The following is a 24670-nucleotide window of genomic DNA, read 5'->3' on the forward strand; positions in this document are numbered from 1 at the left end:
GCGAGCGGGAAGCCGTTCATGCTTCTGTCTCCTCGGGCCGGGGAGAACCGATCTCAGTCATCCGGTAGGAGCGGGTGTGTCGGGCGGGCCAGCCAAGGAACCGATCGAACATGTCACTGGCGCAACCCGTGGTGGCGGGGTTGAGCTTATGCAGGTCGTCGATGGCGTCGTGGAGCAGACTGGCCAGGTAGAGGAACAGGCTGACCGGGTTTCCGTCGTACTCGGTGACGAGAGCGAGCTTCGCCCGGCCACAGGGCCAGGGTTGTCCGCAGGCACGGCAGAGCCAGATCGGGCGCAGCGGGGTGTGCGCTCTCTGCCCGGCGTCGAGGCGTTGGGTTTGGGTAAGGCGTGCGGGCTCTTCGTGGTTCCGGGCGGCAGAAGACGCTCCGGTGGAATCAAGCCGGTCTCGCTCCTGGGCGCTCACTTCTTTCCCCCACTCAGTGAGTCGGCCTTGAAGTGGCAGCGGAACGGGCGGGACCTCATGTGATCGCCACGCCTTGCACAGCGGCTTCTGCTCTCACCCGTTCCGGCCATGCCTCTTCACAAGCCTCGGCGGTCGCTGATGCCCAGCGCGGCAACGGCGCAGAACTGACGCAACCCCATTGCGTCACACGGTGTGAGCTGGATGAATGGACCGTGACGGATGACGGCGAGGGAGGCGGTACGTGGCGGATAGGCGTCGGCACCGGCTTGCCCAGCGCCGCAAGACGATCGGTCTGAGCCAGGAACGCCTCGCCGAAGCCGTCGGCGTCGACCGCTCCACCGTTGTGCGGTGGGAACGGGCGGAGACTGACCCGCAGCCCTGGCACCGGCCGCGTCTTGCCGCGGCCCTCAAGCTACCGATCGAAGAACTGGCCGAACTCTTAGCCGACGTCGGCCAGGCACCGTCACCGCCCGACGAGCGTCTCGGCTACGTGCTGCGCAATCCCGGCCGCGTCGACCTGATCGCTGTGGCGTACCTGAGGGAGCGCGTGCAGCGCCTCGACGAGCGCTACGACCACACGCCCTCGACGCTCCTGCTCGCCGAAGCCGGGCAACTACACGGTCAGGCAGTCTTCCTTCGCCAGCACGCCGGCAACGGGCCGGTTCAGCGCGAACTGGTGGCAGCAGTCGCCGAGTCCGCGACGTTGATGGGTCAGCTCGTCTGGGACGCCTCGCAGCGGCGCGACCATGGCACCAGCGCCGGCTACTTCGACCAAGCAATCAGCGCAGCCCAGGAAACGCGAGACCCGGTCACCGAGGCTAACGCGTTGCTCCGCAAGAGCTACCTCGCTCTCTACGGCACGAAGCAACCCAACGTTGGCCTTGTCCTGACCACCCGCGCCGCCGCCGTCAGCCAAAGCGACAGTCACGTCATCGCGGGTCTCGCCCAACTGCATCGGGCTGAGGCACACGCGATGCTCGGTCAGGCCGGGGACTGCTCCGACGCTCTCGGTACCGCCGAAACTCACTTCGCCGCCATCGACGCCCGAGATCCAGCCACCGACATCTTCTGCCCCAGTCACTACGCGAGGCTCGCGGGCTCCTGCTGGCTCTCCCTCAACAAGCCAGAACAAGCAGTGCCAGCGCTCGAGAACGCCCGACAACTGATCGCCGCACGCCGCAAATCCACCGCCGTCATCCTCGGCAATCTCGCCCTCGCCAGCATCCTCCAACGCGATGTCGACGCCGCAACGTCCTACCTACATCAGGCCATCGACGTCATCGAGCGGACCCGTGCCGGCGGCGGACTCAACCTCGCCTTCGCCGCCGCCCGACAGCTACGCCCCTGGCGCAACGAGTCCTCGGTTCAAGACGTAAACGACCGACTCCTCACACTCATGAGCCCCTAGGAGCACCAACGTGACCGACATGGACCGCGCCAAACACGCCGTTCGGCAACACGTATGGGACCTCCTCGAACGTCAAGGCGCCGTCCCACCCGGCGTGCACGGTCACATCCCTGACTTCGTCGGCAAGGAAGAAGCCGCAGCCCACCTCGCGGAGCTGGACGTATGGAAGAACGCCCGGGTTATCAAATGCAACCCCGACCGGGCACAGCTTCCCGTCCGGGTACGAGCCCTGCAGGAAGGCAAGCTGCTCTACATGGCGGTCCCAAGACTCGCTACCCCCAAGCCCTTTTATCTGCTCGACCCCGCCAGCCTCACCGCACCAATCGAGATCGCGGTTACAAGTAGTGGCGCGCCGCAGGTCGCTGCCACCGTGGGACCGGCCGAGATGCGCCCGGTGGACCTCATCGTCTGCGGCAGCGTCGCTGTCAGCCGCCACAGCGGCGTACGGGTCGGCAAGGGCGCCGGCTACTCCGACCTGGAGATCGCCCTCCTCACCCAGGCTGGGCTCGTCACCACCGAAACCGCCATCGCCACAACGATCCACCAGACCCAACTCCTCGATGATGAGCTGCCCGACGCGGACCACGACTTCAGCGTCAACTTCGCGATCACGCCGAAGGAGGTAGTGGTTTGCGAACCCGAACGGGGACGGCCGTCCGGCATCATCAGATCAAACCTCCGCCAAGATCAGCTCGACAGCATCCCGATATTGCGCGCCTAAGGGACGTCTCGTATCTCGACGATGGTGAGATGTCCGTCGCTGGTGCGGTGGTCCGACTGACGGTGGTCTTCGAGGTGAGCTTCTGCCGGTGACCGCCGTATCAGTATGGCCGCTGGATCCCTCGCTCCGAGAGCGTCGCTTCGTAGAAACCGAGGAAGCGCTCTAACTCTCCGACTACGTCGTCCAGCTCGTCGAGAGCTGCGCGGCCGCCGGGGTCATGGCGCAGTAGGCGCGCCGCGTCCGCCAGCTGTACCAGCAGGGCAGCGAACGTATCGCCCTGCAGGTGGATGCCGGGGAATGCCCTACCCGAAAGCTGCACGACGGCAAAGTTGGTACCACGGGACAGCACCTGCGCTTGGTCCTGGCTCATCTGAGCAGGATTCCAGCACCACTCGAAGATCGTCCAAGGGAGGTCTCCTCACCCCGGTGACTGTCTGGTTAAGACGGTCGGTCAGGCTGCCTGGGTGCAGGTGATCACCGCAGCCCGCCCGGCGTGGATTTTCCCGTTCACCGGGCTGCAGCCCGCCCAATTCCGCCAGCTGGTCCACTTGGTCGCCGAGCGTGGCGGTGACGCGATCAGCGACGGGCGGCCGGGCCGGCAATGGGCTCTCGACCTGCCCGATCGGGTGCTGTTGGTGGCCGTGTACTTGCGCACGAACCTGACTATGCGCCAGATCGGCCCGCTGTTCGGGGTGTCGCACTCCGCCGCGCACCGGGTCATCGACACCCTTGGCCCATTGCTGGCCCTGGCACCGGTGCGCCGACGGCCGGTCGACCAGATCGCCATCGTCGACGGCACCCTGATCCCCACCCGCGATCACCGCCTGGCCACCAAGAGCAAGAACTACCGGTACTCAACGAACCTGCAGGTCGCCATCGACGCCAGCACCCGCCTTGTCATCGCCGTCGGCGACCCGCAGCCCGGCAATCGAAACGACACGATCGTCTACCGCACCAGCGGCATCGAAGAGAAACTGGCCGGGCGACCCGTCATGGCCGACGGCGGCTACCGCGGCAGCTCCGAGGTGATCATCCCGTACCGCAAGCCCGCCGACGGCGGTGTGCTGCCAGCCTGGAAAGAAGAGCTGAACAGCCACCACCGCACCGTCCGCGCCGGAGTCGAACACGCCCTGGCCAGGATGAAGTCCTTCAAAATCCTGCACGACTACCGCCGCGCCGCCCACACATTGGCCGACGCCGCCTCCGGCATCGCCAACCTCCACAACATCATCCTGACCGGCTGACCGCCGGCCGGCGCCGGCGCTGGGGACACGCCTTCACCCAGTTACGAGACGTCCCTTAGCGACTTAGGCCTAAAGGGAGCCAGAACGCTCGCCGCCATCTGGGTCTGCAACTACTGGCCAGGACCCGACTCACGCCACCACGTCTACCGACAGCCGGAACGATCTCACTGCGGCCGAGCACCCCGCCGTCACCAGCATTGATCACGACCGAACGGCGAGCCATCCGTCCGACCCCCGATGGGCTCTGATCGCACCCCGCCTGACGTCGTCCATCATGGACGGCCAAAGCGCAAATACCTGTCCGGACGGCGCTTCTGGGAGCTACTTGTCCGGTTCGAGGGCTGTAGACGTGCGGCCTCGCCAGTCGAGCCACTTCCGAACGAATACGTACACATAGTTGCCGTCCCAGTCTTCCGGCGGTTGGTTTTTTGTCGCCAGATCCACGTCCGGTGCCACCAGGAGGAGGGACTCGACCGCAAAGCTCCGAATGCCGATGTCATCGTCCCGCGCGCCCTGCTTGAGAGCGGCGAGCGTCGCCGGGGACTGCGGCCAGTTGCTCGCCAAGTGGGCCAGGGCGCTACGGCGTACGACGGGATCCGAATCGGCGGCAGCCCGGCGAAGGTGCCCCGGGGTGTCGACATGGTCGGCCCAGGCAGAGAGGATCCCGCTCAACGCAACGTGCCGAACGCCCGGACAGGAGGATTCGGTGGCCCGGCGCAACGCCGGCAGGGTGTCCCGATGGTCGGCGAACCGGCCGGCCAGTTCCTGTAGGGCATCGCACCGCGCCGTGTGATTGCGGCTTCGTGCTGCGGTCAGCAGCGCGGCTGGCTCGGCGAGCCGGGGAGTGTGCGGATGCGCGGCGGACTTACCCCATGCGATGAGCGCTTCGTTGGCCAGCCATCGCGTGTCTATTCGTGAGCTGAATGTCGCGGCGCGGACGGCCGGCATAACCTCGGGCGCCTCGGGCCAGGCGGCGGCCAGTACCATCACCGCCTGCCGACCCACTAGGTTGTTGGCATCGACGGTCGCCGCGGCAACCACCGTCGGCATAACCTCGGCTCGGTCGAGCCAGCGAGTGGCCAGGAGGCTGAAGGCCAGGTAACGCACTATCTGATTCGGGTCTTTGGCGGCCGCGTGAATGAGACCGGACGACTTGGGGTGGTCCGGCCATCTCCGCCCCAACGCCTTCACTGCTCCGTACCGCACCCACCAGTCCACGTCGGTCGTCGCTTCCTGAACGGTACAAAGCGTCGCAGGTTGATCCGGCCAGAATTCGGCCAGCAGACGGATGACATCGTGCCGGATATCGGGATCGCCATCGGCGGAAAGGCGACGGACTGCTCGCAGGCTTTCCGGGTCAGTGGGCCAGCGAGCGACGATCGTGATCAGGCTGTCGAAGCGGACGGTCCAATCTGTGGCTCGGGTGGACCGGTACAGTTCAGCTCTGGTCGGCAGGGATGCTCGTTGTTGCCGGGCCATGGCGTCGCGGCGGGCCGCCCGCACGGCGGCATCCGGATCGCATGTCGCCCGACGCAGGACGGAGAGCGTGCTGCGGTGGCCGGACCAGTGGTTCGTCAGCGTCTTTACGGCGTCGGTGCGCACGTTACCGTCCACATCCTCGGCCGCTCGCCGGAGCGCCGTGAGCGTCTCGGGGTGCTCAGACCACCAGGCGGTCAAGGCCCGCAGAGCGGCCAGGCGCACTTCCGGTCCCGGATGCCGCGTCGCGCCAAGCACCGCCGGAAGCGTGTCCGGGTGATCCGGTAGGTGTTCGACAAGCGCATGGAGCGCCGCGACGGCGGCCTTGGCCGTTGAGGAACGGACGGCCCGGTGGAACGCGGTCCGTGCGTCCGGATGCATCGGCCACCAGCACCCCAGAGCCCGAATCGCACTCTCCCGGACGTCAGGGTCCGGGTGGATTGTGCCCCGCAATGCGGTTGCCCCCGACTCGGGATCAGCGAACCAGCGCGTGCCTAAGGCATGGAGCGCGGTCTCTCGAATCAGCCACATGGTCGCGTCGACAACCGCAGCTCGCGCGGCAGCGAATGCCTCCGGCTGATCCGGCCACCGGAGGAGCAGTGCCTGCAGGCCGGCGAGGCGGTGGACGTTGTTCTCGTGGTGGGTGGCAACCACGGCCTCTTCCATGCCCGCCGGATCTGAGCTGGGACCGAACACCCCGGGTGCCGTGGTAGCCACCCATCGGATGTCGCAGTCCGGATCCCGCCGGGCCCGGAGGAGCAGCTCTCGAGTCCGTGGATCGTCCCGCCACCTGGTGGCCAGGATCTCAAGGGCATTGCGGCGGACGTGGGCGCTGTAGTCGCGAAGGCGATCTTCGATCCGGTCCAAAGCATCGGGATGATCGGCCCAGCGGGTTGCCAGCGCGATCAGTGCGGCGGACCGGACATTCTCGTCGGAATCTAGGGAGGCGTCGCGAACCGCAGCCAAGCTGCCCGGGCGTGCGTCCCACCGGGCGGCCAACGTGTCCAAAGCCATCCGGCGTACACCCCAGTTACGGTCGCGGCTGGCCTCGATCAAGGCGGCATGAATCCGGTCGTCCGATGCGGTACGCAGCGACAGCGCCTCCAACGCCGTCTGGCGTGCGTCTTCGTGCGGGTCACGGAGTGCCCGGACCAGCGCCTCGCCCGTTCCCGGGTGGTCACTCCAGGTGGCGGCAAGTGCATGGAGCGCGTGGTTCCGGATCGATCCCTCAGGATCATGCGCAGCGCTGAGGAACGCGTCGACTGAGTCCGGTCGATCTGTCCGGTGCGCGGCGAGAATGTCAAGTGAGGCTGCGCGTACATCGGAACACGCGTCGGCGAGGCAGCGGTGGATAGCGCGCCAGGTGATGGGTTGGTCGGGCCACCGCGTGGCGAGGGTGAGGACCGCGGTACGCCGGACCGCCGCGTGCCGTGAACGCAGCGCCGTAAGTACCGCGGTCTGCGATTGCCACGAAGCCACCCAACCGGCGGCCATGGCGTCAATCGCGGACGTGCGGGTGCCATGATGGTCGTCCCGGGTCGCCGCCAGCACGGCGGCCTGGTGTGCGGGAGACGCGTCGGGATCAACCGCGAATGCCTCGATGGCTGTCTGGCGGACGATGCCGGATTCGTCCCGGCAACCATGGGCCAGTGCGGCCATCGTCTCGGGTGCCGTTGGCCAGCAGGCCACGAGGGTCTCCAAAGCCAACTGCCGCAACCGCCAACTGTCGGAGCGGGTCACTCGAACGAACAGGTCACGCAGCGCCGGGTCGTCCGCCCAGTAGGTGGCCGTGGCACGTAGCGCGGCCTCCCGTACTCCGGAATCGAGGTCGACGACCGCCTGCTCAAGAGCGGCCCGGGTTTCCGGATGCTCAACCCAGTGATCGGCCAGCGCGGTTATCGCGGCCTTGCGCACGTCGGGGCTGGGATCGGTGAGCGCGTGCAGGAACGCGCTCCGACTGCCGGGCTCCTCGGCCCAACTCCGGGCGAGGGTTTCGATCGTGGCGAGGCGAACGACTTCGCTCGCGTCCCGCGCCGTCTGTTCGAGAAGGGCCGCGACCGGATCGGAGAGCCGCCGGCGCCGGATGGTGGCCTCGATCGCGGTGCAGCGGACCTCACCGTTCAGATCGGTGACCAGCCGGCCGAGAACGGCGTACGTGCTGGTGTGGTCGGGCCACCGCGCGACCAGTGCGCCGAGGGCGGCCTTGCGCACGGTGTCGTCGATGTCCTCGGCGGCGCGGCACACCATCAGCAAAGTGTCTGGGCGGTCCGTCCACCGGCTGGACAGGACCTCCACCGCGGCCGCACGGACATCTTCGTCGGCGTCTGCAAGCGCGTGCTGGACTGCCAGATAGGTGTCGTCCTCCTGGGTCAGGCGGGTCGCCAACGCCTTGATCGCCGCCCGGCGGACTTCCCAGGCGGGGTCACTGCACGCTGCGCCCAGCGCTGCCCGAGTCTCGTCTCGGTCCGGCCAGCGGCTGCCGAGGCATTCCACGGCCGCCTGCCGGACCTTCCGACTCGGGTCGTGCGCTGCCCGCCCCAGGACGGCAGGGTATGTCGCGGTGGCACCGCTCCAATGAACGTTGAGCGCCTCGAGCGCGTCCTTGCGGACATCAGCGTGCACGTCCCGCACCGTCAGGAGAAGGGTGTCGAGTGTGTCGGACGCGGCAGGCCAGTGGGTGGTGAGAACCTCGATCGCCGCTCTGCGGACCAAAGGGGCAGGATCGCGGCGACTGCGGTCCACCAGTTGCCGAGTCAGCGGGGCATCGGTCCACGCGGCCGCGTGACCGAGCAGGCAGGCACGGCGTTGCTGCGCGCTTGCGCCGGTGAGGGCGCCCTCGGCGAGCAGGCCCGCGATATCCGGAGAGTCGGGGAAGAGCGCGGCGGCGATCCTGGCCGCGTGTTGCGCCGCAGGGCGCAGTGTGGCTCGGTGGCCCTGACCGCGGAACCAGTCTAGGTAGATGTCTCGGCCCGGCCACCGGGCTCCGATGGTGGCAATGATCGGCAGGATCGTTTCCATCCGATTCCCGTCGCGATCGTCCTTGAACGAGCGGGTCGGGCAGTGGAGCAGGTCGATGATTGATCGCAGGACGAGCCGGGCAGAGCCCGCCGCGGCACCAAGGTTCCTGACCTCGGCGAGGCATTGCACGGCCAGGACAACGGCACCGAGGGGCGGCCGGTCCAGTACCGTCGACCGGATCGGTCTGGCTTCCGTCAGCAGATACGTGATGAGTTGGTCGGCGATCGTCGCGTCGACCATGCCGGCGATGAGCCGGAGGACTTCCGCCCAGGCGGGGTCCTCCCAGTGCGCCGCGTAGACCCTCGAGGTCAGATCCGCCTCGGTAAGCTCGCGGGTCTTCTCGAACCGAGAGACGATCTCGCTGGCGCAGAAGAACTCCAGGAGTGCCCGGTGCACGAAGCCGTACACGCCAGGGCCGTATCGAGCCAGGACAAAGTTGCGGGTCCGGAACTGCTCGATCATCGCCGTGGCGACCGCAATGGCTTGAGCTTCGCTGTACTGGAACCGAAACCGAAGATAGTTCCGGATCTCCGCGGACAGGTCGTCCTCCCACAGGTGATTGCCAGCGAGTCCGCGGACACCCTCCTGCATCCGATGCGCAAGCCGCCTCAGCAACTCCTTCTTGTCGTCTTCACGGATGATGGCTGCGTCGATTCGGACGTCGTTGAGGTGCTTGTTGATGTCCCAGTGCTGCACGAGAACGCTTGCCGCATGGTCGTAGACCTTCCACCGTTCGCGCGGTAGCTCCTGGTGTTTGCCGATAATCGCGAGGATGGTCAGCAGCAGCGGGTTGCCGGCAAGTTCCCGGATGGGCGGCGACTCGGAGATGGCCGAGGCCAGTCGCTGACGACGCTCGGCGGCCATCGCCGGCCGGTCATGCAGAGCCAATTCATACCAGGATCCGAGGAACGCGTCGACCTGCCGGAGGTCGAGATCCTGGACCGTGTACAGCCCGAACCCGGCGTCCCGCAAGACCCTGGGGCGATAGCCGATGATCCGCGACGTGACGAGGATCCGGGCCTGTGGGTGGGCCGCCGCGAACCCGGCGATTTGGAGTGAGACTTGCTCCCGCTCCCGCTGGTCGAACAACTCGTCCAAGCCGTCAAAGATCATGAGGGCCCGACCGTTGTGCGTCAGGTACTGGTCAAGAACCTCGGCGGAAACTCCCAGCCCATCCGCGCGGTGCCGGTAAGCCAGGTACTCGGTGAACGTCTCGTACTTCTGCCGGTGTAGGGCATACTCTCGTAGCTCGACCAGCACCGGCTGGTAACCCTGCAGTGGTTCGAGCCGATCGTCGGGCCGCTCGTCGATCAGCGCCAGACTGACGTACCGGGCCAGGGTGGACTTGCCCGCCCCTGGGTCGCCAAGGAGAACACAGGCCCGCTGCGCGACCGAGGTCAGTACGTCGAAGGCCGGTGTCGCGGGACGTGCACGGTACGTACGCCGGGCATCCTCCAGATCCTGGCGGTCCAGGCCCTTTGGCACATCCGAAGACGACAGCTCGGCGGCGTCCTGCAGCTTCCGCTGCAGTTCCTTGGACAACTCAGCCGGCGGCACATCTTCCCGCACGTTGGGTTCAACGAAAATCTCCCGCAGCTGTATCTGCAAGTACTCCTCACGGTCCGGCGGAGTCAGCGCGTCGAGGTCCAGCCCGTGATACTGCTCCGTCAGACGGCGGTTATAAGCGTTCCAGGCGCTGACGGTCGCCGCGGTGATACCAGGTTTGGCATCCGAGCCGTGACCCGTGCTATGCATCCAACGGCCGACCGTCTCCGAGACCGCAGAACGGAGGTCCTGTGCAGAGCTGAAGAACTCACAAACGTGTGCTGTCGCCAGCTCGGACCTCAGCGCCCGGATCCGGTCTTGGGCGGGGTTGCCGAGGTCCATCAGCGTCGGCGGCCACGGAGCATCCTCCCGGAGCAGGAAGACCAAGCGAGGAATCCCGGCAGCCCCAGCAGCCCGGTACTCCAACTCGGTTATCGAGTGCTGGTGTCCGTCCGGTACGTAGCCGTACCGCCAGGCGAACAATCCGATATAGACGTCACAGGAGCGTACGTCCGCCAGGCACTTATCGACCGGCCGCGTCTCCTCGGCCGTGTAGGTCTCCATGGCCACGTCCGCGACGCCCAGTCGCTGCAGCGTCTTGCGCACCTGCTCCCGGCATTCACGCAGATCCGTGAAGGTTGAGGAGACGAAGGCGCGCAGCTTCCCGCGCCGTCCCGGTTCCCGCTGAAGCGGAATGGCAGGAGTACCGAAATGGAAGTTGATGGTCTGATGCTGCGCCGCGTATGCGTCGCGTCCGGCCGACACGTCCTGCCGGAGCCAGCCGTCGTCCCCCGGTTGAGTCACCTCGTAGCCACCCTAACCAGCTCGACGATCAGTCCTCACGCCAGTGGTAGTGGTTGATTGTCTGATCGTTGCCGGCGGCATAGGCATCCCGTTGGGCGATGAGGTTCTGCGTGAGCAGGGGTGGTGCGGCAGCTACCCATCGCTGTAGATCGCTGGCTAACTGCTCATCCCGCTCGGCGTACCATTTGAGGGCTTCCGCGAGGTCATGGCGGCTCCGGGAGTCGGACGGGTCGGTGCGGACCTGATCGAGAACAGCAAGCGAGCGTCGATCGCCCGCGAAGGCATTACGGACTCGCTCTGCCATCTCCTTCAGCAGGCCAACACTCATATAGGCGCCTGCCCCCTCCACCGCACCCGTCGCCAATATTCCGGCCACGGTGGCCGACAGGTTGACGAGATCCATGCGTCACCTCTCCAAGTCACCGTCTGGTCGAGTCGTTGCACCGGGTGGATGACTGGCGCACGTGAAGTGTCGCCGATGTAATGCCCCTGCTTGAAGCAGAAGTCAATGACCCGACTCTACGATGGATAGTCTTCCTGGAATGCGTTATGCGGCCCCCTCGGGCGCATCAGGGGAACGTGGGCCGGTGGGCGTTGACGCTGATAACGACCCGGCCACAACGACAACCTCTTTCAAGGCCAGATGGCTGTATCCCCCGTCACCACCAAACGTGAGACAGACCGGTTAGGTCCACAAACCCACGCCAGTCGCCCCGGAAACGACGGACAGCCGGAAGCCCGCCCGCCCGGTCTATGCCACACTGGCCAGCCGCCGAACAGCGGCCCCGGAGACCTCGCCACACCGAGCGACCAATACCGCCGCCGCACACGAAAAGGCCCCGAGCTGGGATTGATCCCAGTTCAGGGCCTTGCTCGTTGGTACGCCGCCAGGTACTGGAAACCCTGACCCGCGGATCAACAGGTATCGCCGGGCGGGGACGGCCCGATCCCGTTATGCGCCGCGCAGGGTGGCGCCGAGGCGCTCCGCCGCTACGGCCACCGCCGCGTCCCGTGCCGCGACCGCCTCCTCGACGGTGAGCGTCCGATCCGGGGCCCGGAAGGTCAGCTTGTACGCCAGCGACCGGCGACCCTCGCCGAGCTGCGCACTGGAGTAGACGTCGAACAGCCGTACGTCCTCCAGCAGCTCACCGGCGCCCGCCTCCAGCGCCCGGCGCACCTGCTCCGCCGGCACCGAGTCGTCCACCACCAACGCCACGTCGATGAGCGCCGGCGGGAAGCCGGAGACCGTCGGCGCGGGCGTCACCGGGCTCGGCGGCAACGCGTCGAGGTTCAGCTCCATCGCGCAGGTGCGACGGGGCAGCTCCAGCGCCGCGACGACCACCGGGTGCAACTCACCGGCGTGCCCGACGACGGTGCCGTCGACCAGCAGTTCGGCGCAGCGGCCCGGGTGCCACGGGGCGTACTCGGCCGCTCGCACCTCGACCCACTCGTCCGGGATCCCGGCAGCGGCCAACACGTCCCGGGCCGCCTCGATCGCGTCCGCCCAGCCGGCCGGTCGACCCGCACCCCACCAACCGGCCGGGTCGATGTCGCCGGAAAGCACCGCCGCGACGTGCACCGGCTGCGCCGGGACCACCGCGTCGGCGGCGGCGAACTCCTCGTCGGTGGGACGCCGGTCCACGCCCATCGCCGGCGGGCTGCCGGCACCGGCGCGCGGGTGGAAGACCGCACCGATCTCGTAGAGGGCGAGGTCGCGAAGACCCCGGCCGAGGTTGCGCTTGAGGGTGCCGAGCAGCGGGCCGAGCAGCGTGGTGCGCAGCAGCGGCTCCTCCTCGGACAACGGGTTGGCCAGCCGCACCGCGGGCCGACGCGGATCGTCGGCCGGCAGGCCGAGCTGGTCGGCCAGCTCCGGCGACACGAACGGGTGCGCGAGCACCTCCACGTACCCCCGCTCGGCCAGCGAACCGGCGACGGCCCGGCGGCGACGCTGCCGCGGGGTCAGACCACGCCCCGGAGGGGCGGTCGGCAGCACCGACGGCACCTTGTCGTACCCGTCGAGGCGGACCACCTCCTCGACCAGGTCGGCCGGGTCGGTCAGGTCGGGCCGCCAGGTCGGCGGGGTGACGCTCAGCGTCGTCCCGACACCGCTGGCCACGCCGACAGCGCCCGGGTCCTCGGACAGCCGATCGGAACCCTGCGCGACGGTGCAGCCGACCCGCTCCAGCAGGGCGACCACCCGCGCCGGCGGGTACTCGACCCCGACCCGCCGGGTCGGCAGGTCCGCCGGGAGGCTGATCGGGGTACGCGGCCGGACGTGGTCGATATCCAGGATCTCCGCGCCCGGCGTGCCACCGCCGTGCTCGGTGAGCAGCCCCACGGCACGTTCCAACGCGACAAGCGCCACGGCGGGGTCGACGCCCCGCTCCCAGCGCTTCGCGGCTTCGCTGAACAGCTTGTGCCGGCGGGCGGTGCGCCCGACCATGGCAGGGTCCCAGTGGGCCGCCTCGAAGAGGACGTTCGTGGTGCCGCCGGTGACGACCTCGCTGGTCTCGCCGCCCATCACCGCGGCGAGCGAGATGGGCCCGGTGTCGTCGCAGATGACCATGTCGTCGGCGGTGAGCACCCGGTTGACACCGTCCAGGGTGGTCAGCTTCTCCCCCGCCTCGGCGCGACGGACCACCAGCGGCCCGGCGATCCGGTCGGCGTCGAACGCGTGCATCGGCTGGCCCAGCTCCAGCATCACGTAGTTGGTGATGTCGACGGGCAGCGAGATGCTGCGGATGCCGGCGGTGACGAGTCGCTGGGCCATCCACGACGGCGTGGGCGCGTTCGGGTCGACGCCGCGGACCAAACGGGCGGCGTACCGGTCGCAGCCGACCGTGTCGCGGACCTCCACCGGGTACGCGGGCGTCTCGGTGCCGCCCGGTGCCGGCGCCAGGGCCGGGTCGCGCAGCGGCACCTCGAATGCGTGCGACAACTCCCGGGCCAGGCCGCGCAGGCTCAACGCGTACCCCCGGTCGGGGGTGATCTCCAGGTCGAGCACGACGTCGTCGAGACCGACCACCGTGCGCGCGTCGTCGCCCGGCTTGGCCGTCACGTCCGGCCCCAGCACGATGATGCCGGAGTGGTCGTCGCCCAGACCCAGCTCCTTCGCCGAGCAGATCATGCCCGCCGAGTTGTGCCCGTACGTCTTCCGGGCGCCGATCGCGAACCCGCCGGGCAGCACACCACCGGGCAGGATCACCACCACCCGGTCACCGACGGCGAAGTTACGCGCACCGCAGACGATCTCCTGCGGCTCCCCGGTGCCGTTCGCGTCACCCACGTCCACCCGGCAGAACCGGATCGGCTTCTTGAAGCCGGTGAGCTCCTCGATCTCGCGTACCTCACCGACGACGAGCTGACCGGTGACCGACTCGGCCAGGTCCACCACGGACTCGACCTCGATGCCGAGGTCGACCAGGGCCTGCTCCAGGTCACCGGTGGGCAGGTCGGCGGGGAGGTCGACGTACTCCCGCAGCCAACTGACAGAAACTCGCATGACTTCAGACCACCGTTCCCGTGTCTCGTACCCGCATCGCCTACGCCCCGGTCCCGAGCGCGCGGCTGAACCGCACGTCGCCCTCGAAGAGGTGGCGGATGTCGCTGACCCCGTGCCGGATCATCAGGGTCCGGTCGATGCCCATGCCGAACGCGAATCCGGAGTAGACCTCCGGGTCGACCCCACAGGCGCGCAGCACCCGGGGGTTGACCATGCCGCAGCCGCCCCACTCGACCCACTGTGGGCCGTCACGGTGCTCCGGGAACCACACGTCGAACTCCGCCGACGGCTCGGTGAACGGAAAGTAGTGCGGCCGCCACCGGGTCTTCGCCTCCGGCCCGAACATCGCCCGGGCGAAGTGGTCGAGCGTCCCCCGCAGGTGCGCCATGGTGATGCCCTTGTCGACGACCAGGCCCTCGGCCTGGTGGAACACCGGGCTGTGCGTGGCGTCGATCTCGTCGGTGCGGTAGACCCGGCCGGGCACGATCACGTAGATCGGCGGCTTTCGGCTGAGCATCGTGCGGGTCTGCACCGTCGACGTGTGCGTTCGTAGAACAAGGCCCGAGCCCGCGGAGCCATCGGCGGATGCGATGTGGAAGGTGTCCATCAACCCGCGCGCCGGGTGGTCGGCGGGGATGTTCAGCGCGTCGAAGTTGACCCACTCCAGGTCGACCTCGGGCCCCTCGGCCACCTCGTAGCCCATCCCGACGAACAGGTCGCTGATCGACTCCATCAGCGTGCTCAGCGGGTGACGGGCACCGCGGGGACGCCTGTCGTAGGGCAGGGTGACGTCCACCCGCTCCTCGACCAGCACCCGCTGGGCCTGCTCGCGCTCCACCACCTCGGCGCGCTCGGCGTACGCGGACTCGATCGCCCGGCGGGCCTCGTTGACCCGCTTACCGGCGTCGGACTTCGCGGCCGGCGGCAACGCGCCGATCTCCCGGCGGGCCAACGAGACCGGGGACCGGTCACCGAGGTGCACCGAGCGCAGCCCGGTCAACGCGTCCGGGTCGGCGGCGGACTCGAACGCCTTCGTGGCGTCCGCGACGGCCTCGGCCAGGGCGGCGGGGTCGAGCAGGGCGACCTGCTTCGGGTCGTACGGATCGTTGCGGTAGCTCATGGCGTACGGGCACTCCCTCACGGCGGCGCCAGCCCTCATCGGGGCGGCGAAGCGAGTCTACGGACGCGCGGCTGTGCCGCAGCCCGCCGGTAGGAGTTGTGCAGGGAGCAGGTCAGGCCCGCCGCCCGCCGACACCGGCGGGCTGGCTAAACGAACGCCGTGTCGCGTTCATGGACGGACGCTCTCCCCTGCTGTCGGTCGCGCCGGGTGTGGACACCGTCAGCGCTGTGCTCTCGCTGAAGCGTACAGGCACACGGCCGCCGCGGCAGCCAGGTTGAGGCTCTCCGCGCGCCCGTACAGCGGCACCCGCACCGTGGCATCGGCGGCGGCGGTCAACTCCTCGGGCAGCCCGTGCGCCTCAGAGCCGAACAGCCAGGCGGTAGGCCCGACGAGCCGGCCGTAGTCGGTCAGGTCGTCCAGGTCGTCGTCGCCGTACCCCGTGGTGGCGAAGATCGACAGGCCGGCGGCGCGCAGCGCGTCGACCACCGCGACCGGGTCGGCGGCGCGCACCACGTCGACGTGGAAGAGGCTGCCGGCCGAGGCCCGCACACACTTACCGTTGTACGGATCGACGGCCTCTCCGGCGAAGATCACCGCACCCGCGCCGGCCGCGTCGGCGGTGCGCAGCACCGTGCCGGCGTTGCCCGGGTCGCGGATCTCGGCGAGCACCGCCACCAGCCGGGGCGCACCGGCGAGGGCCTGCTCGAGTGTGACGTCCAGGTGCTGGCAGACGGCGACCAACCCCTGCGGGGCGACGGTCTCGGTCAGCGCCGCGATGGCGTCGTCGGTCACCTCGGAGACCGGCACGTCGGCGCGGGCCGCCGTGGCGGCCAACTCCGGGTACCTGTCGAGCGCGGCGGGCGTACCGAAGAGTTCGGTGACCACGCCCGGCCGGGCGAGGGCCTCGCGGACTGCCTGCGGGCCCTCGGCCAGGAAACGACCTGTGGCGTCGCGGTCCCGGCGGCGTTGCAGGCGGCGGGCGGCGACAACCCTGGGGGTACGCGGGGTGAAGGCCATGGTGTGCGCTCCTCCGGCACGATTGAGGCGCCCCCCGGACGGCGGTGCCGACACGGGAGACGCCTCGCTCTGGTGCGTGGGGATCAGGCGGCCTGAGCCGCCGCGCCGCCGGTGCCCTCGGCCGTGACCGCAGCCCGGGCCAGCTCCACGATCGCCGCGAAGGAAGCGGCGTCGTTGACAGCCATGTCGGCCAGGATCTTGCGGTCGACCTCGATGCCGGCCAGACGCAGGCCCTGGATCAGACGGTTGTAGGTCATCCCGTTGGCCCGGGCGCCCGCGTTGATCCGCTGAATCCACAGCTGCCGGAAGTCGCCCTTGCGGTCGCGACGGTCCCGGTAGGCGTACTGCATCGAGTGCAGCACCTGCTCCTTGGCCTTGCGGTACAGGCGGGAGCGCTGACCGCGGTAACCGCTCGCGGTCTCCAGCAGGGTACGACGCTTCTTCTGGGCGTTTACAGCCCGCTTGACGCGTGCCATCTCAACTCCTAATTACGTAAAGGTGGCGCGCGTCAGCGGCCGAGCAGCTTCTTGATGCGCTTGACGTCGGCCTTGGCCAGCACGACCGTGCCGGTCAGCCGGCGGGTCTGGGTGGAGGGCTTCTTCTCCAGGTTGTGACGGAGGCCGGCCTGCTGGGCAACGATCTTGCCCTTGCCGGTCACCTTGACCCGCTTACCCATACCCGTGTGGCTCTTCATCTTCGGCATGTGGAACGTCTCTCCCCTGTTACTCGCCGCTGGTGGCGGCGGTGCCGGCGTCACCGGCTGTGGCGGTCTCGCCGACCGCCGCGGTGTCATCGGCTGCCGGAGCGGCGGACTCGTCCGCAGCCCGGTCCCGAGGGCCACCGCGAGACGCCGTGGCGGCGACCGCGGAAGCCTTGACGGCCCGGTGCGGAGCGAGAACCATGATCATGTTTCGGCCGTCCTGCTTGGGAGCGGCCTCGACGTATCCCAGTTCCGTGATCTCGGATTCGAGCCGACGCAGAAGCCGGTAACCCAGCTCCGGGCGACTCTGCTCGCGACCGCGGAACATGATCGTCACCTTGACCTTGTCGCCCGCCTTGAGGAACCGCACCACGTGACCCTTCTTGGTCTCGTAGTCGTGCGGGTCGATCTTCGGCCGAAGCTTCATTTCCTTGATGACGGTCTGCTGCTGGTTACGCCGCGCTTCGCGCGCCTTGAGTGCGCTCTCGTACTTGAACTTGCCGAAGTCCATGAGCTTGCACACCGGCGGGCGCGCCATCGGCGCAACCTCGACCAGGTCCAGATCGACGTCCGCGGCCAGCTGAAGAGCGCGCTCCAGCGGGACGATGCCCACCTGCTCACCCTCTGGGCCGACCAGTCGGACCTCACGTGCCCGGATCTGCTCGTTCACGCGTGGTTCGACGCTGATGGGGCCTCCTCGAGTCGTTTCTGCTCAGTGGCCGACCCCTGCGGCTCCCGGATGGGAACCGACCCGAAAAGCAGAAGGCCCCGGCGCATGCCAGGGCCCGCTCGACCGGTCAGCACGATCACAGGATCGCGCATCCGACGCCGGGACGTGCCCGGAACCGGTGACCGGACCCGGCCACCGTAGCGGCGACTCGGGTGGGAGCAGGCGCTCCGCTTTCAAGGCTGCCTGCTCGCATGCGGAGACAGCCTGGTCGACTCGACAACACTACACCGACGTCCCGGCCACCCCCAAACCGGGACACCCGGGGCACCATCTGGGGCTGTCCCGGGTGTCCGTGCCATGCCCCGCGTGCCCCGCTGCCCCGCTGCCCCGGCGCACTTTCCCCGAAGTTGCTGCCTCCGGCATCGCTGAGGCAGCAACTTCGGGGATGTTGTCCGGATCTTGCGATCGAGGCCGGGTCAACGGCCGACGGCGAGCGCGGGTCGGCGGTCGGGTGCGGCGGCCACGGACGCAGGTTGACCGACGGTGCGGCACTCGGCGGCCGGCGGCGCGGCGCTCAGTGGTCGACGGCGCGTTCGGCGCGTTCGGCGAGGTGGGCCTGGTGCGCCTGGTGCAGTCGCCGCAGCGCGCGGACCCCTTCGACGGCCAGCTCCTTGTCCGCAGCCTGCAGGGCGACCATCGGCAGCAGGTCGTCGTCGTGCAGTTCCAGGCTGGCCCACGGCGCGCCCCGGTCGAAGCGGACTCCCCGCACGACCTCCCAGGGCAGCTCGTAGGAGCTGATCACGTTGCGCACCCGGATGCCACGCGCGTCCGCCTCCACCCGCGGACGGGTGAACAGCAGGAACCCCAGCGCACCGAAGATGCCCAGGCCGATCATCGCCACCTGGTCACCACGCTGGAAGCTGCCGTAGCCGTCGCCGGTCGGCCCACTCAGCGAGGTGGCGACCAGACCGAACACCACCACCAACGCAACCGCCGCCGACCAACAGACCACGCGGATGCGGCGGGGCTTCAGGCGGACCAGCTCGGTTTCACTCACCCCACCAGTCTGCCATCCGCACCCGGCCCCTCAAACGCACCACCCGCTGACCAACGCCTCAAACCTCACTGTCGGCCGCCAGGCCACAGGACCACGACCGAGCCGACCCGTCCTCGGGGACCCACAACCACAAGATCGCGCTCGAACCAGGAAGTAGTGGCCTCGGGTAGGGAGTGAGGCCACTACTTCACCGTTCGAGCGCGATCGTGCGGCGCTCAGGCGCCGTCGCCGGCCGTTCCCCGCGCCGCGAGGCCGACGCACCGGGCAGATCCACTCCGGTTCGGGGAAGTGGGGGTGTCGCGGCGGGCCGGACACCCCCACTTCGGGGAAACCGAGTTGATCAAGGACGGCGGCCGGACCTGAACGGTCAGAGGCGACAGGCGTGGATGTTGGTGACGAGGATGGCGCGGGCGCCCAACTCGTACAACTCGTCCATGATGCGGTGGACGTCGTCGCGGAGCACCATCGCCTGCACCGCCACCCAGCCCTCACGGTGCAGGGGCGAGACGGTGGGCGACTCGATGCCCGGGGTGAGCCCGCTGGCCCGGTCCAGCAGGCCGGCTGGCACGTCGTAGGCGAGCATCACGTAGCGGCGGGCGACCAGCACACCGTGCAGGCGACGCAGGAGCTGCTCGGCCTGTGGGTGCGCGGGCGCGTCGGCACGACGGACCAGCACCGCCGAGGAGCGCAGCAGGGGCTCGCCGAAGACGACCAGGCCCGCCTGGCGCAGGGTGGCGCCGGTCTCGACCACGTCCGCGATCACGTCGGCGACACCGAGGCGTACGGCGTTCTCCACCGCGCCGTCGAGGCGGATCACGTCGGCCTTGACCCCCACCTCGCGGAGGTGCCGCTCGACCAGTCCCGGGTACGCGGTGGCGATCCGGTGGCCGCCCAGGTCCTGTACGGAGGCGATGTCGTCGGGGCGGGCGGCGAAGCGGAAGGTGGCCCGCCCGAAGGCGAGGTCGACGACCTCTTCGGCCGGCGCGGCCGAGTCGATCAGCAGGTCCCGGCCAGTGATGCCGAGGTCGAGGTCACCGGAGCCGACGTAGGTGGCGATGTCCTTGGGGCGTAGGTAGAAGAATTCGACGTCGTTGGCCTCATCCCGGCAGACGAGGTCCTTGGGGTCGGTGCGCTGGCGGTAGCCCGCCTCGCGCAGCATCTGGGCGGCCGGTTCGGCCAGGGTGCCCTTGTTGGGAATGGCGACACGCAGCATGACGGAGTGCTCCTTCGATCCGAATGACGATCAACGGGTGAGGGCACTCACAGATGTCGGTAGACGTCCTTGAGCTCCAGACCGCTGGCGAGCATCAGCACCTGGACCTGGTAGAGCAGTTGGGAGATCTCCTCGGCGGTGCGCTCCGGCCCCTCGTGCTCGGCGGCCATCCACGACTCGGCGGCCTCCTCGACGACCTTCTTGCCGATGAAGTGCACGCCCTTGTCGAGGGCGGCGACGGTGCCCGAGCCCGGGGTGCCGGCGGCGGCCTTGGCCTGCAGCTCGGCGAACAACTCCTCGAACGTCTTCACGGGAAGCGATTCTTCCAGCCACCCGACCGGCGCCCCACGCCCGGGTCCGCCGGCACTCAGCCAGCGGGACAATTCCCTACCAACATGGTGGGACAATCGTCGATCGACGGCCATCAAGCCCTACGCTGTCCGCCATGGCCAGCAGCTCACGTCTCCTCGCGCTCACCCTCGCCGGTGCCGCCGTCGTAGCCACCGCCGGATGCGCGCCACAAAAGACGCAACCGACCCCCGTCGTCACCTCGGCGCTGTCGTGCGCCAAGGACAGCCTGCCCACCCGTACGCCGGGCAAGCTGACCATCGCGACCGACCAGCCCGCGTACGAGCCGTGGTTCTCGAAGGACAAGCCGGACAACGGCGAGGGCTTCGAGTCCGCTGTCGCGTACGCGGTGGCCGAGAAGCTCGGGTACGCCCGTGCCGACGTCACCTGGACGCGGGTCAAGTTCGACGCGGCGATCGCGCCCGGACCGAAGAACTTCGACTTCGACATCAACCAGTTCTCCATCACCGAGGAGCGCAAGCAGGCTGTCGACTTCTCCGCGCCGTACTACCTGGTGCGGCAGACCGTCGTGGCGTTGAAGTCCTCGAAGATCGCCGGCAAGACGTCGCTGGCCGACCTTCGCGACGCGCGGCTCGGCGCACAGGTCGGCACCACCAGCTACCAGGCGATCACCGACGTGATCAAGCCGGGCACCGAGCCGCGGGTCTACAACAGCAACGACGACGCCAAGAAGGCCCTGCAGAACGGTCAGTTGGACGGTCTCGTGGTGGACCTGCCGACCGCCTTCTACATCACCGGCGCGGAGATCACCGACGCGACGATCGTCGGGCAGGTGCCCCAGGTCGGTACGCCCGAGGCGTTCGGGTTGCTGCTGGACAAGAACTCTCCCCTGACCTCGTGCGTGAGCGGCGCTGTCGGTCAGCTCACCTCGGCGGGCACGCTGAAGGAGTTGGAGCAGAAGTGGCTGGCGCAGGTGGCGGGCGCGGCCGAGCTGCGGTGACCCTCCTGGATCGCGTTCCCACCGAGGCCCAGCGGCGGCGGTCGGCGTACCGACGCCGGCAGACCGTCTACAGCGTGCTGGTCGCGGCCTCGTCCACGGCGGTGCTCGGCACGCTGCTGGTCGTCGCGGTGACCGGCGCGCCCGGGTGGGACCGGGTCCGGCAGTCGTTCCTGGACCCGGCGATCGCCCGGGACGCGCTGCCGGCCGTGGTGACCGGGCTCTGGTTGAACGTCCGACTGCTGGTCTGTTGTGCGGCCGGGGCGCTGCTGCTCGGGTTGGTGATCGCGGTGCTGCGGACGCTGCGCGGCCCGGTCTTCTTCCCGGTCCGGGCGCTGGCCGCCGGTTACACGTACACGTTACGTGGGCTACCGCTGATCATCGTGCTGTACCTGCTCACCCTCGGTGTGCCCGGCCTGCGGTTGCAGGGGATGCCGCCGGTGCTGGTGCTGGGTGGGCTCGCGTTGGTCCTCACCTACGGCGGCTACCTGGCCGAGGTGTTCCGGGCCGGCATCGAGTCGGTGCACCCCAGTCAGCTCGCCGCGGCGCGCTCACTGGGCCTGACCTACCGGCAGACGATGCGGCACGTGGTCCTGCCGCAGGCCGTCCGCCGGGTGGCGCCACCCCTGCTCAACGACGTGGTGGCGTTGCAGAAGGACGTCGGGTTGGTCTCGCTCGCCGGGCCGATCGACGCGGTCCGCGCCGCCCAGATCGCCACCGCCCAGTCGTTCAACTACACGCCGTACATCGTGGCGGGGGTGCTGTTCGTGCTGCTCGCCATCCCGCTGATCGCGGTCACCGACTGGGTGACGTTGCGGGCGGCCCGCCGACAGTCGGGAGGGTGACGATGGCGTTGTTGCGGTGCCGGGGTCTGCGCAAGGAGTTCGCCGACCATGTGGTGCTCGACCAGCTCGACCTGACCGTCGCCGAGCATCAGGTGGTGGCCCTGATCGGTGCGTCCGGGTCCGGCAAGTCGACACTGCTGCGGTGTGTGAACCTGCTGGAGGAGATCGACGACGGGACCATCGAGTTGGACGGGGAGGACATCTCCGATCCCCGGGTGGACGCCGACCGGGTCCGTCGGCGGATCGGCATGGTCTTCCAGGCGTACAACCTCTTCCCGCATCTGACCGTGTTGGAGAACGTCACTCTCGCGCCGCGCCGCGTACACCGGCGGGCTCGTGCGGAGGCGGAGGCCCAGGCCCGGGAGTTGCTGGACCGGGTGGGGCTCGGTGCGAAGGCGGACGCCTACCCGGACCGGCTCTCCGGCGGTCAGCAGCAGCGGGTGGCGATCGTCCGGGCGTTGGCGAACTCGCCTCGGCTGATGTTGCTGGACGAGGTGACCTCGGCGCTGGACCCGGAACTTGTCGGCGAGGTGCTGGCGATGATCCGGGACCTGAAGGCCGACGGCATGACCATGGTGCTGGCCACCCACGAGATGGGCTTCGCCCGGGAGGTCGCCGACCAGGTGTGTTTCCTCGACGCGGGGCGCGTCCTGGAGAGCGGCCCGCCCGAGCAGGTGCTGGGCGAGCCGACCCAGCCTCGGACCCGGCAGTTCCTGCGCCGGATCATCGAGGCCGGTCGGCTCTGAACGAGGGCCGGTGGAGGCGTCAGCCGCCGAAGCCGACCCGCTGGGCGTTGCCGGCGGCCACGACCCGGACGGCCAGCGCGGCGTCGAGCGCGGCGACGGTGGCGGCCCAGCCCTTGTCCTCCGCCGAGCCGGGCAGACCGGCGCGGTCCCGGGCCTGCTCGATGGTCTCCACCGTCAACACCCCGTGCGCCACCGGCTTGCCCTCGTCCAGCGCCACCCGGGTCAGACCGTCGGTGACCGAACGGCAGACGTAGTCGAAGTGGGCGGTGGCGCCGCGCACCACCACGCCGAGGGCGACCACCACGTCGCAGCGGCGGGCGAGGGCCTGGGCGACCACCGGCAGCTCGACCGAACCGGCGACGCGGGCGACCACGGACCGCGCCCCGCACGCCTCGGCGGCGGCCACCGCACGCTCCACCATGTGGTCGGTCAGATCGCCGTGCCAGCGGGCGGCGACGATTCCGACGGTCAGCCCTGCGGCGTCCACCGCCTCGACTCCCGGCTCACCGAAACCCGCCATCGTCATGCTCCGATCTCGTCGTTGGCGACCGGACGCCCCAGCGGCGCCTCGGACACCTCGTCCAACTCGTCCAGCAGGTGACCCATCCGGTCCCGCTTGGTGCGCAGGTAGCGCATGTTCTCCGGGTGCGCCCCGGCCGGCAGCCCCTCGCGGCCGGTGATGGTCAACCCGTAGCCCTCCAGCCCGGCCCGCTTGGCCGGGTTGTTGGTCAGCAACCGCATCGAGCGCACACCCAGGTCGTAGAGGATCTGCGCGCCGGTGCCGTAGTCCCGGGCGTCGGCCGGCAACCCCAGGTCGAGGTTGGCGTCGACGGTGTCGCGGCCCAGGTCCTGCAACTGGTACGCCTGCAACTTGTGCAGCAGCCCGATGCCACGCCCCTCGTGCCCGCGGACGTAGAGCACGACGCCTCGGCCCTCCCGCGCGACCCGGGCCAGCGCGGCGTCCAACTGCGGGCCGCAGTCGCAGCGCAGCGAACCGAAGACGTCCCCGGTCAGGCACTCGGAGTGCACCCGGACCAGCACGTCCTGGCCGTCACCGATCTCACCCAGCACCATCGCGACGTGCTCGGCCGGGTCGTGCTCGGCGCGGTAGCCGAGCGCGCGGAACACCCCGTGCCGGGTGGGCATCCGGGCGTCGGCGACCAGCTCGACCTGCTTCTCGGTGCGCCGCCGGTAGGCGATCAGGTCGGCGATGGTGACCAGGACGAGACCGTGTTCGGCGGCGAACTTCTCCAGGTCGGGCAGCCGCATCATGGTGCCGTCGTCGTTGACCAGCTCGCAGAGCACGCCCGCCGGGCGCAGCCCGGCCAGCCGGGTCAGGTCGATCCCCGCCTCGGTGTGCCCGGGCCGGCGCAGCACGCCGCCCTCGCGGGCGCGCAGCGGCACCACGTGCCCCGGCCGGGCCAGGTCGGTCGAATCGGTCGCCGCGTCGGCGAGCAGCCGACTGGTGTGCGCGCGGTCGGCCGCCGAGATGCCGGTGCTGATCCCCTCCCGGGCGTCCACTGTCACCGTGTACGCGGTGCCGCGCCGGTCCTGGTTGGTGTGGTGCATCGGCGGCAGGTCGAGGCGGTCGGCCTCGCTCTCGGTCAGCGCCACGCACACGTAGCCGGAGGTGTAGCGCACCATGAACGCCATCAGCTCCGGCGTGGCCAGCTCGGCCGCGAAGATCAGGTCGCCCTCGTTCTCCCGGTCCGCGTCGTCGACCACGACGACCGGCCGGCCGGCCGCGATCTCGGCGATCGCCTGCTCGATGCTTCCGAAGCTGCTCATGCCGCCACTCCGCTTCGCTCCGTGGCGTCATGAGGCGCCGTGACGCTGAACCTGCCGATTCGCTCG

The 24670-nt window shown here is 69.2% G+C and carries 21 protein-coding genes; 6 read left to right on the forward strand and 15 right to left on the reverse strand.

The features are described from left to right. Positions 1–16: 16 nt before the first annotated feature. Positions 17–298, reverse strand: coding sequence for a hypothetical protein (locus FHU34_RS22225; protein ID WP_145785742.1), 282 nt, complete (start codon positions 296–298; stop codon positions 17–19). A gap of 367 nt (positions 299–665) precedes the next feature. Between FHU34_RS22225 and FHU34_RS22230 the strand changes: the two genes are divergently transcribed. Together FHU34_RS22230 and FHU34_RS22235 are read left to right on the forward strand one after the other, a co-directional pair. Then, the gene (locus tag FHU34_RS22230; RefSeq protein WP_145783611.1) at positions 666–1832 is read left to right on the forward strand and encodes a helix-turn-helix transcriptional regulator; all 1167 of its coding nucleotides are present in this window, start codon (positions 666–668) and stop codon (positions 1830–1832) included. 19 nt (positions 1833–1851) lie between these two features. Beyond that, positions 1852–2553, forward strand: a complete 702-nt coding sequence (locus FHU34_RS22235; RefSeq protein WP_145785743.1) for a 5-formyltetrahydrofolate cyclo-ligase — start codon at positions 1852–1854, stop codon at positions 2551–2553. Positions 2554–2653: 100 nt separating this feature from the next. Here the strand turns inward: FHU34_RS22235 and FHU34_RS22240 are convergent, their stop codons facing one another. Further along, positions 2654–2923, reverse strand: a complete 270-nt coding sequence (locus FHU34_RS22240; protein WP_145783613.1) for a DUF6959 family protein — start codon at positions 2921–2923, stop codon at positions 2654–2656. A gap of 94 nt (positions 2924–3017) precedes the next feature. Here FHU34_RS22240 and FHU34_RS22245 point away from each other — a divergent pair, with 94 nt between their 5' ends. Then, entirely contained in the window at positions 3018–3797 is a 780-nt protein-coding gene (locus FHU34_RS22245) for a transposase family protein (RefSeq protein ID WP_145783616.1), read from the forward strand. 321 nt (positions 3798–4118) lie between these two features. Here FHU34_RS22245 and FHU34_RS22250 read toward each other — a convergent pair whose 3' ends face one another. The 11 genes from FHU34_RS22250 to FHU34_RS22300 form a co-directional block, all read right to left on the reverse strand. After that, a complete protein-coding gene (locus FHU34_RS22250; protein ID WP_145783618.1) occupies positions 4119–10640 on the reverse strand; it encodes a HEAT repeat domain-containing protein in 6522 nt (2173 codons plus the stop codon). 28 nt (positions 10641–10668) lie between these two features. Beyond that, positions 10669–11043 (reverse strand): hypothetical protein, encoded by a 375-nt coding sequence (locus FHU34_RS22255; RefSeq protein WP_145783620.1) that lies wholly within the window; start codon positions 11041–11043, stop codon positions 10669–10671. A 549-nt stretch (positions 11044–11592) separates the two neighbouring features. After that, on the reverse strand, positions 11593–14142 hold the full coding sequence (gene pheT, locus FHU34_RS22260; protein WP_145783622.1) for a phenylalanine--tRNA ligase subunit beta: 2550 nt from the start codon (positions 14140–14142) through the stop codon (positions 11593–11595). 40 nt (positions 14143–14182) lie between these two features. Continuing rightward, complete coding sequence (gene pheS / locus FHU34_RS22265; RefSeq protein WP_145783624.1) at positions 14183–15262, reverse strand: phenylalanine--tRNA ligase subunit alpha; 1080 nt, start codon at positions 15260–15262, stop codon at positions 14183–14185. A 219-nt stretch (positions 15263–15481) separates the two neighbouring features. Continuing rightward, positions 15482–16279, reverse strand: a complete 798-nt coding sequence (locus FHU34_RS22270) for a TrmH family RNA methyltransferase (RefSeq protein WP_145783626.1) — start codon at positions 16277–16279, stop codon at positions 15482–15484. 83 nt (positions 16280–16362) lie between these two features. After that, positions 16363–16755 carry a 50S ribosomal protein L20 gene (gene rplT, locus FHU34_RS22275; protein ID WP_007458417.1) on the reverse strand — a complete coding sequence of 131 codons (393 nt, stop codon included), beginning with the start codon at positions 16753–16755 and terminating at the stop codon, positions 16363–16365. A 32-nt stretch (positions 16756–16787) separates the two neighbouring features. Further along, positions 16788–16982, reverse strand: coding sequence for a 50S ribosomal protein L35 (gene rpmI / locus FHU34_RS22280; RefSeq protein ID WP_007458415.1), 195 nt, complete (start codon positions 16980–16982; stop codon positions 16788–16790). A gap of 19 nt (positions 16983–17001) precedes the next feature. Then, the gene (gene infC / locus FHU34_RS22285; protein WP_145783627.1) at positions 17002–17649 is read right to left on the reverse strand and encodes a translation initiation factor IF-3; all 648 of its coding nucleotides are present in this window, start codon (positions 17647–17649) and stop codon (positions 17002–17004) included. 574 nt (positions 17650–18223) lie between these two features. Beyond that, positions 18224–18706, reverse strand: a complete 483-nt coding sequence (locus FHU34_RS22290; protein WP_208745058.1) for a PH domain-containing protein — start codon at positions 18704–18706, stop codon at positions 18224–18226. A 367-nt stretch (positions 18707–19073) separates the two neighbouring features. Further along, positions 19074–19919, reverse strand: coding sequence for an ATP phosphoribosyltransferase (gene hisG, locus FHU34_RS22295; RefSeq protein ID WP_145783629.1), 846 nt, complete (start codon positions 19917–19919; stop codon positions 19074–19076). 47 nt (positions 19920–19966) lie between these two features. Continuing rightward, entirely contained in the window at positions 19967–20230 is a 264-nt protein-coding gene (locus tag FHU34_RS22300; RefSeq protein WP_030335709.1) for a phosphoribosyl-ATP diphosphatase, read from the reverse strand. Between the two features lie 134 nt (positions 20231–20364). Between FHU34_RS22300 and FHU34_RS22305 the strand changes: the two genes are divergently transcribed. The 3 genes from FHU34_RS22305 to FHU34_RS22315 are packed head-to-tail and all read left to right on the forward strand — an operon-like array spanning position 20365 to position 22816. Then, positions 20365–21228, forward strand: coding sequence for an ABC transporter substrate-binding protein (locus tag FHU34_RS22305; protein WP_145783631.1), 864 nt, complete (start codon positions 20365–20367; stop codon positions 21226–21228). Continuing rightward, positions 21225–22070: an amino acid ABC transporter permease gene (locus tag FHU34_RS22310; RefSeq protein ID WP_425280546.1), complete on the forward strand. Its 846-nt coding sequence runs from the start codon at positions 21225–21227 to the stop codon at positions 22068–22070. Before FHU34_RS22305 ends, FHU34_RS22310 begins: the two co-directional genes overlap by 4 nt. Before the next feature lie 2 nt (positions 22071–22072). Beyond that, positions 22073–22816: an amino acid ABC transporter ATP-binding protein gene (locus FHU34_RS22315; RefSeq protein ID WP_145785746.1), complete on the forward strand. Its 744-nt coding sequence runs from the start codon at positions 22073–22075 to the stop codon at positions 22814–22816. 19 nt (positions 22817–22835) lie between these two features. Here FHU34_RS22315 and ribH read toward each other — a convergent pair whose 3' ends face one another. Both ribH and FHU34_RS22325 read right to left on the reverse strand, forming a co-directional pair. Then, positions 22836–23336, reverse strand: coding sequence for a 6,7-dimethyl-8-ribityllumazine synthase (gene ribH, locus FHU34_RS22320; protein WP_145785747.1), 501 nt, complete (start codon positions 23334–23336; stop codon positions 22836–22838). Between the two features lie 2 nt (positions 23337–23338). Beyond that, positions 23339–24604, reverse strand: a complete 1266-nt coding sequence (locus FHU34_RS22325) for a bifunctional 3,4-dihydroxy-2-butanone-4-phosphate synthase/GTP cyclohydrolase II (protein ID WP_145783633.1) — start codon at positions 24602–24604, stop codon at positions 23339–23341. Between the last annotated feature and the right edge of the window lie 66 nt (positions 24605–24670).

It is taken from the genome of Micromonospora taraxaci (assembly GCF_007830095.1).
In the GTDB taxonomy this organism is placed as follows: domain Bacteria; phylum Actinomycetota; class Actinomycetes; order Mycobacteriales; family Micromonosporaceae; genus Micromonospora; species Micromonospora taraxaci.

Coding starts and splice junctions, on each gene's coding strand:
- FHU34_RS22235 (WP_145785743.1), top strand. CDS start 1,852: ATGGACCGCGCCAAACACGCCGTTCGGCAACACGTATGGGACCTCCTC.
- FHU34_RS22240 (WP_145783613.1), bottom strand. CDS start 2,923: ATGAGCCAGGACCAAGCGCAGGTGCTGTCCCGTGGTACCAACTTTGCC.
- FHU34_RS22255 (WP_145783620.1), bottom strand. CDS start 11,043: ATGGATCTCGTCAACCTGTCGGCCACCGTGGCCGGAATATTGGCGACG.
- pheT (WP_145783622.1), bottom strand. CDS start 14,142: ATGCGAGTTTCTGTCAGTTGGCTGCGGGAGTACGTCGACCTCCCCGCC.
- pheS (WP_145783624.1), bottom strand. CDS start 15,262: ATGAGCTACCGCAACGATCCGTACGACCCGAAGCAGGTCGCCCTGCTC.
- FHU34_RS22270 (WP_145783626.1), bottom strand. CDS start 16,279: ATGGCCTTCACCCCGCGTACCCCCAGGGTTGTCGCCGCCCGCCGCCTG.
- rplT (WP_007458417.1), bottom strand. CDS start 16,755: ATGGCACGCGTCAAGCGGGCTGTAAACGCCCAGAAGAAGCGTCGTACC.
- rpmI (WP_007458415.1), bottom strand. CDS start 16,982: ATGCCGAAGATGAAGAGCCACACGGGTATGGGTAAGCGGGTCAAGGTG.
- hisG (WP_145783629.1), bottom strand. CDS start 19,919: ATGCTGCGTGTCGCCATTCCCAACAAGGGCACCCTGGCCGAACCGGCC.
- FHU34_RS22305 (WP_145783631.1), top strand. CDS start 20,365: ATGGCCAGCAGCTCACGTCTCCTCGCGCTCACCCTCGCCGGTGCCGCC.
- FHU34_RS22315 (WP_145785746.1), top strand. CDS start 22,073: ATGGCGTTGTTGCGGTGCCGGGGTCTGCGCAAGGAGTTCGCCGACCAT.
- ribH (WP_145785747.1), bottom strand. CDS start 23,336: ATGGCGGGTTTCGGTGAGCCGGGAGTCGAGGCGGTGGACGCCGCAGGG.
- FHU34_RS22325 (WP_145783633.1), bottom strand. CDS start 24,604: ATGAGCAGCTTCGGAAGCATCGAGCAGGCGATCGCCGAGATCGCGGCC.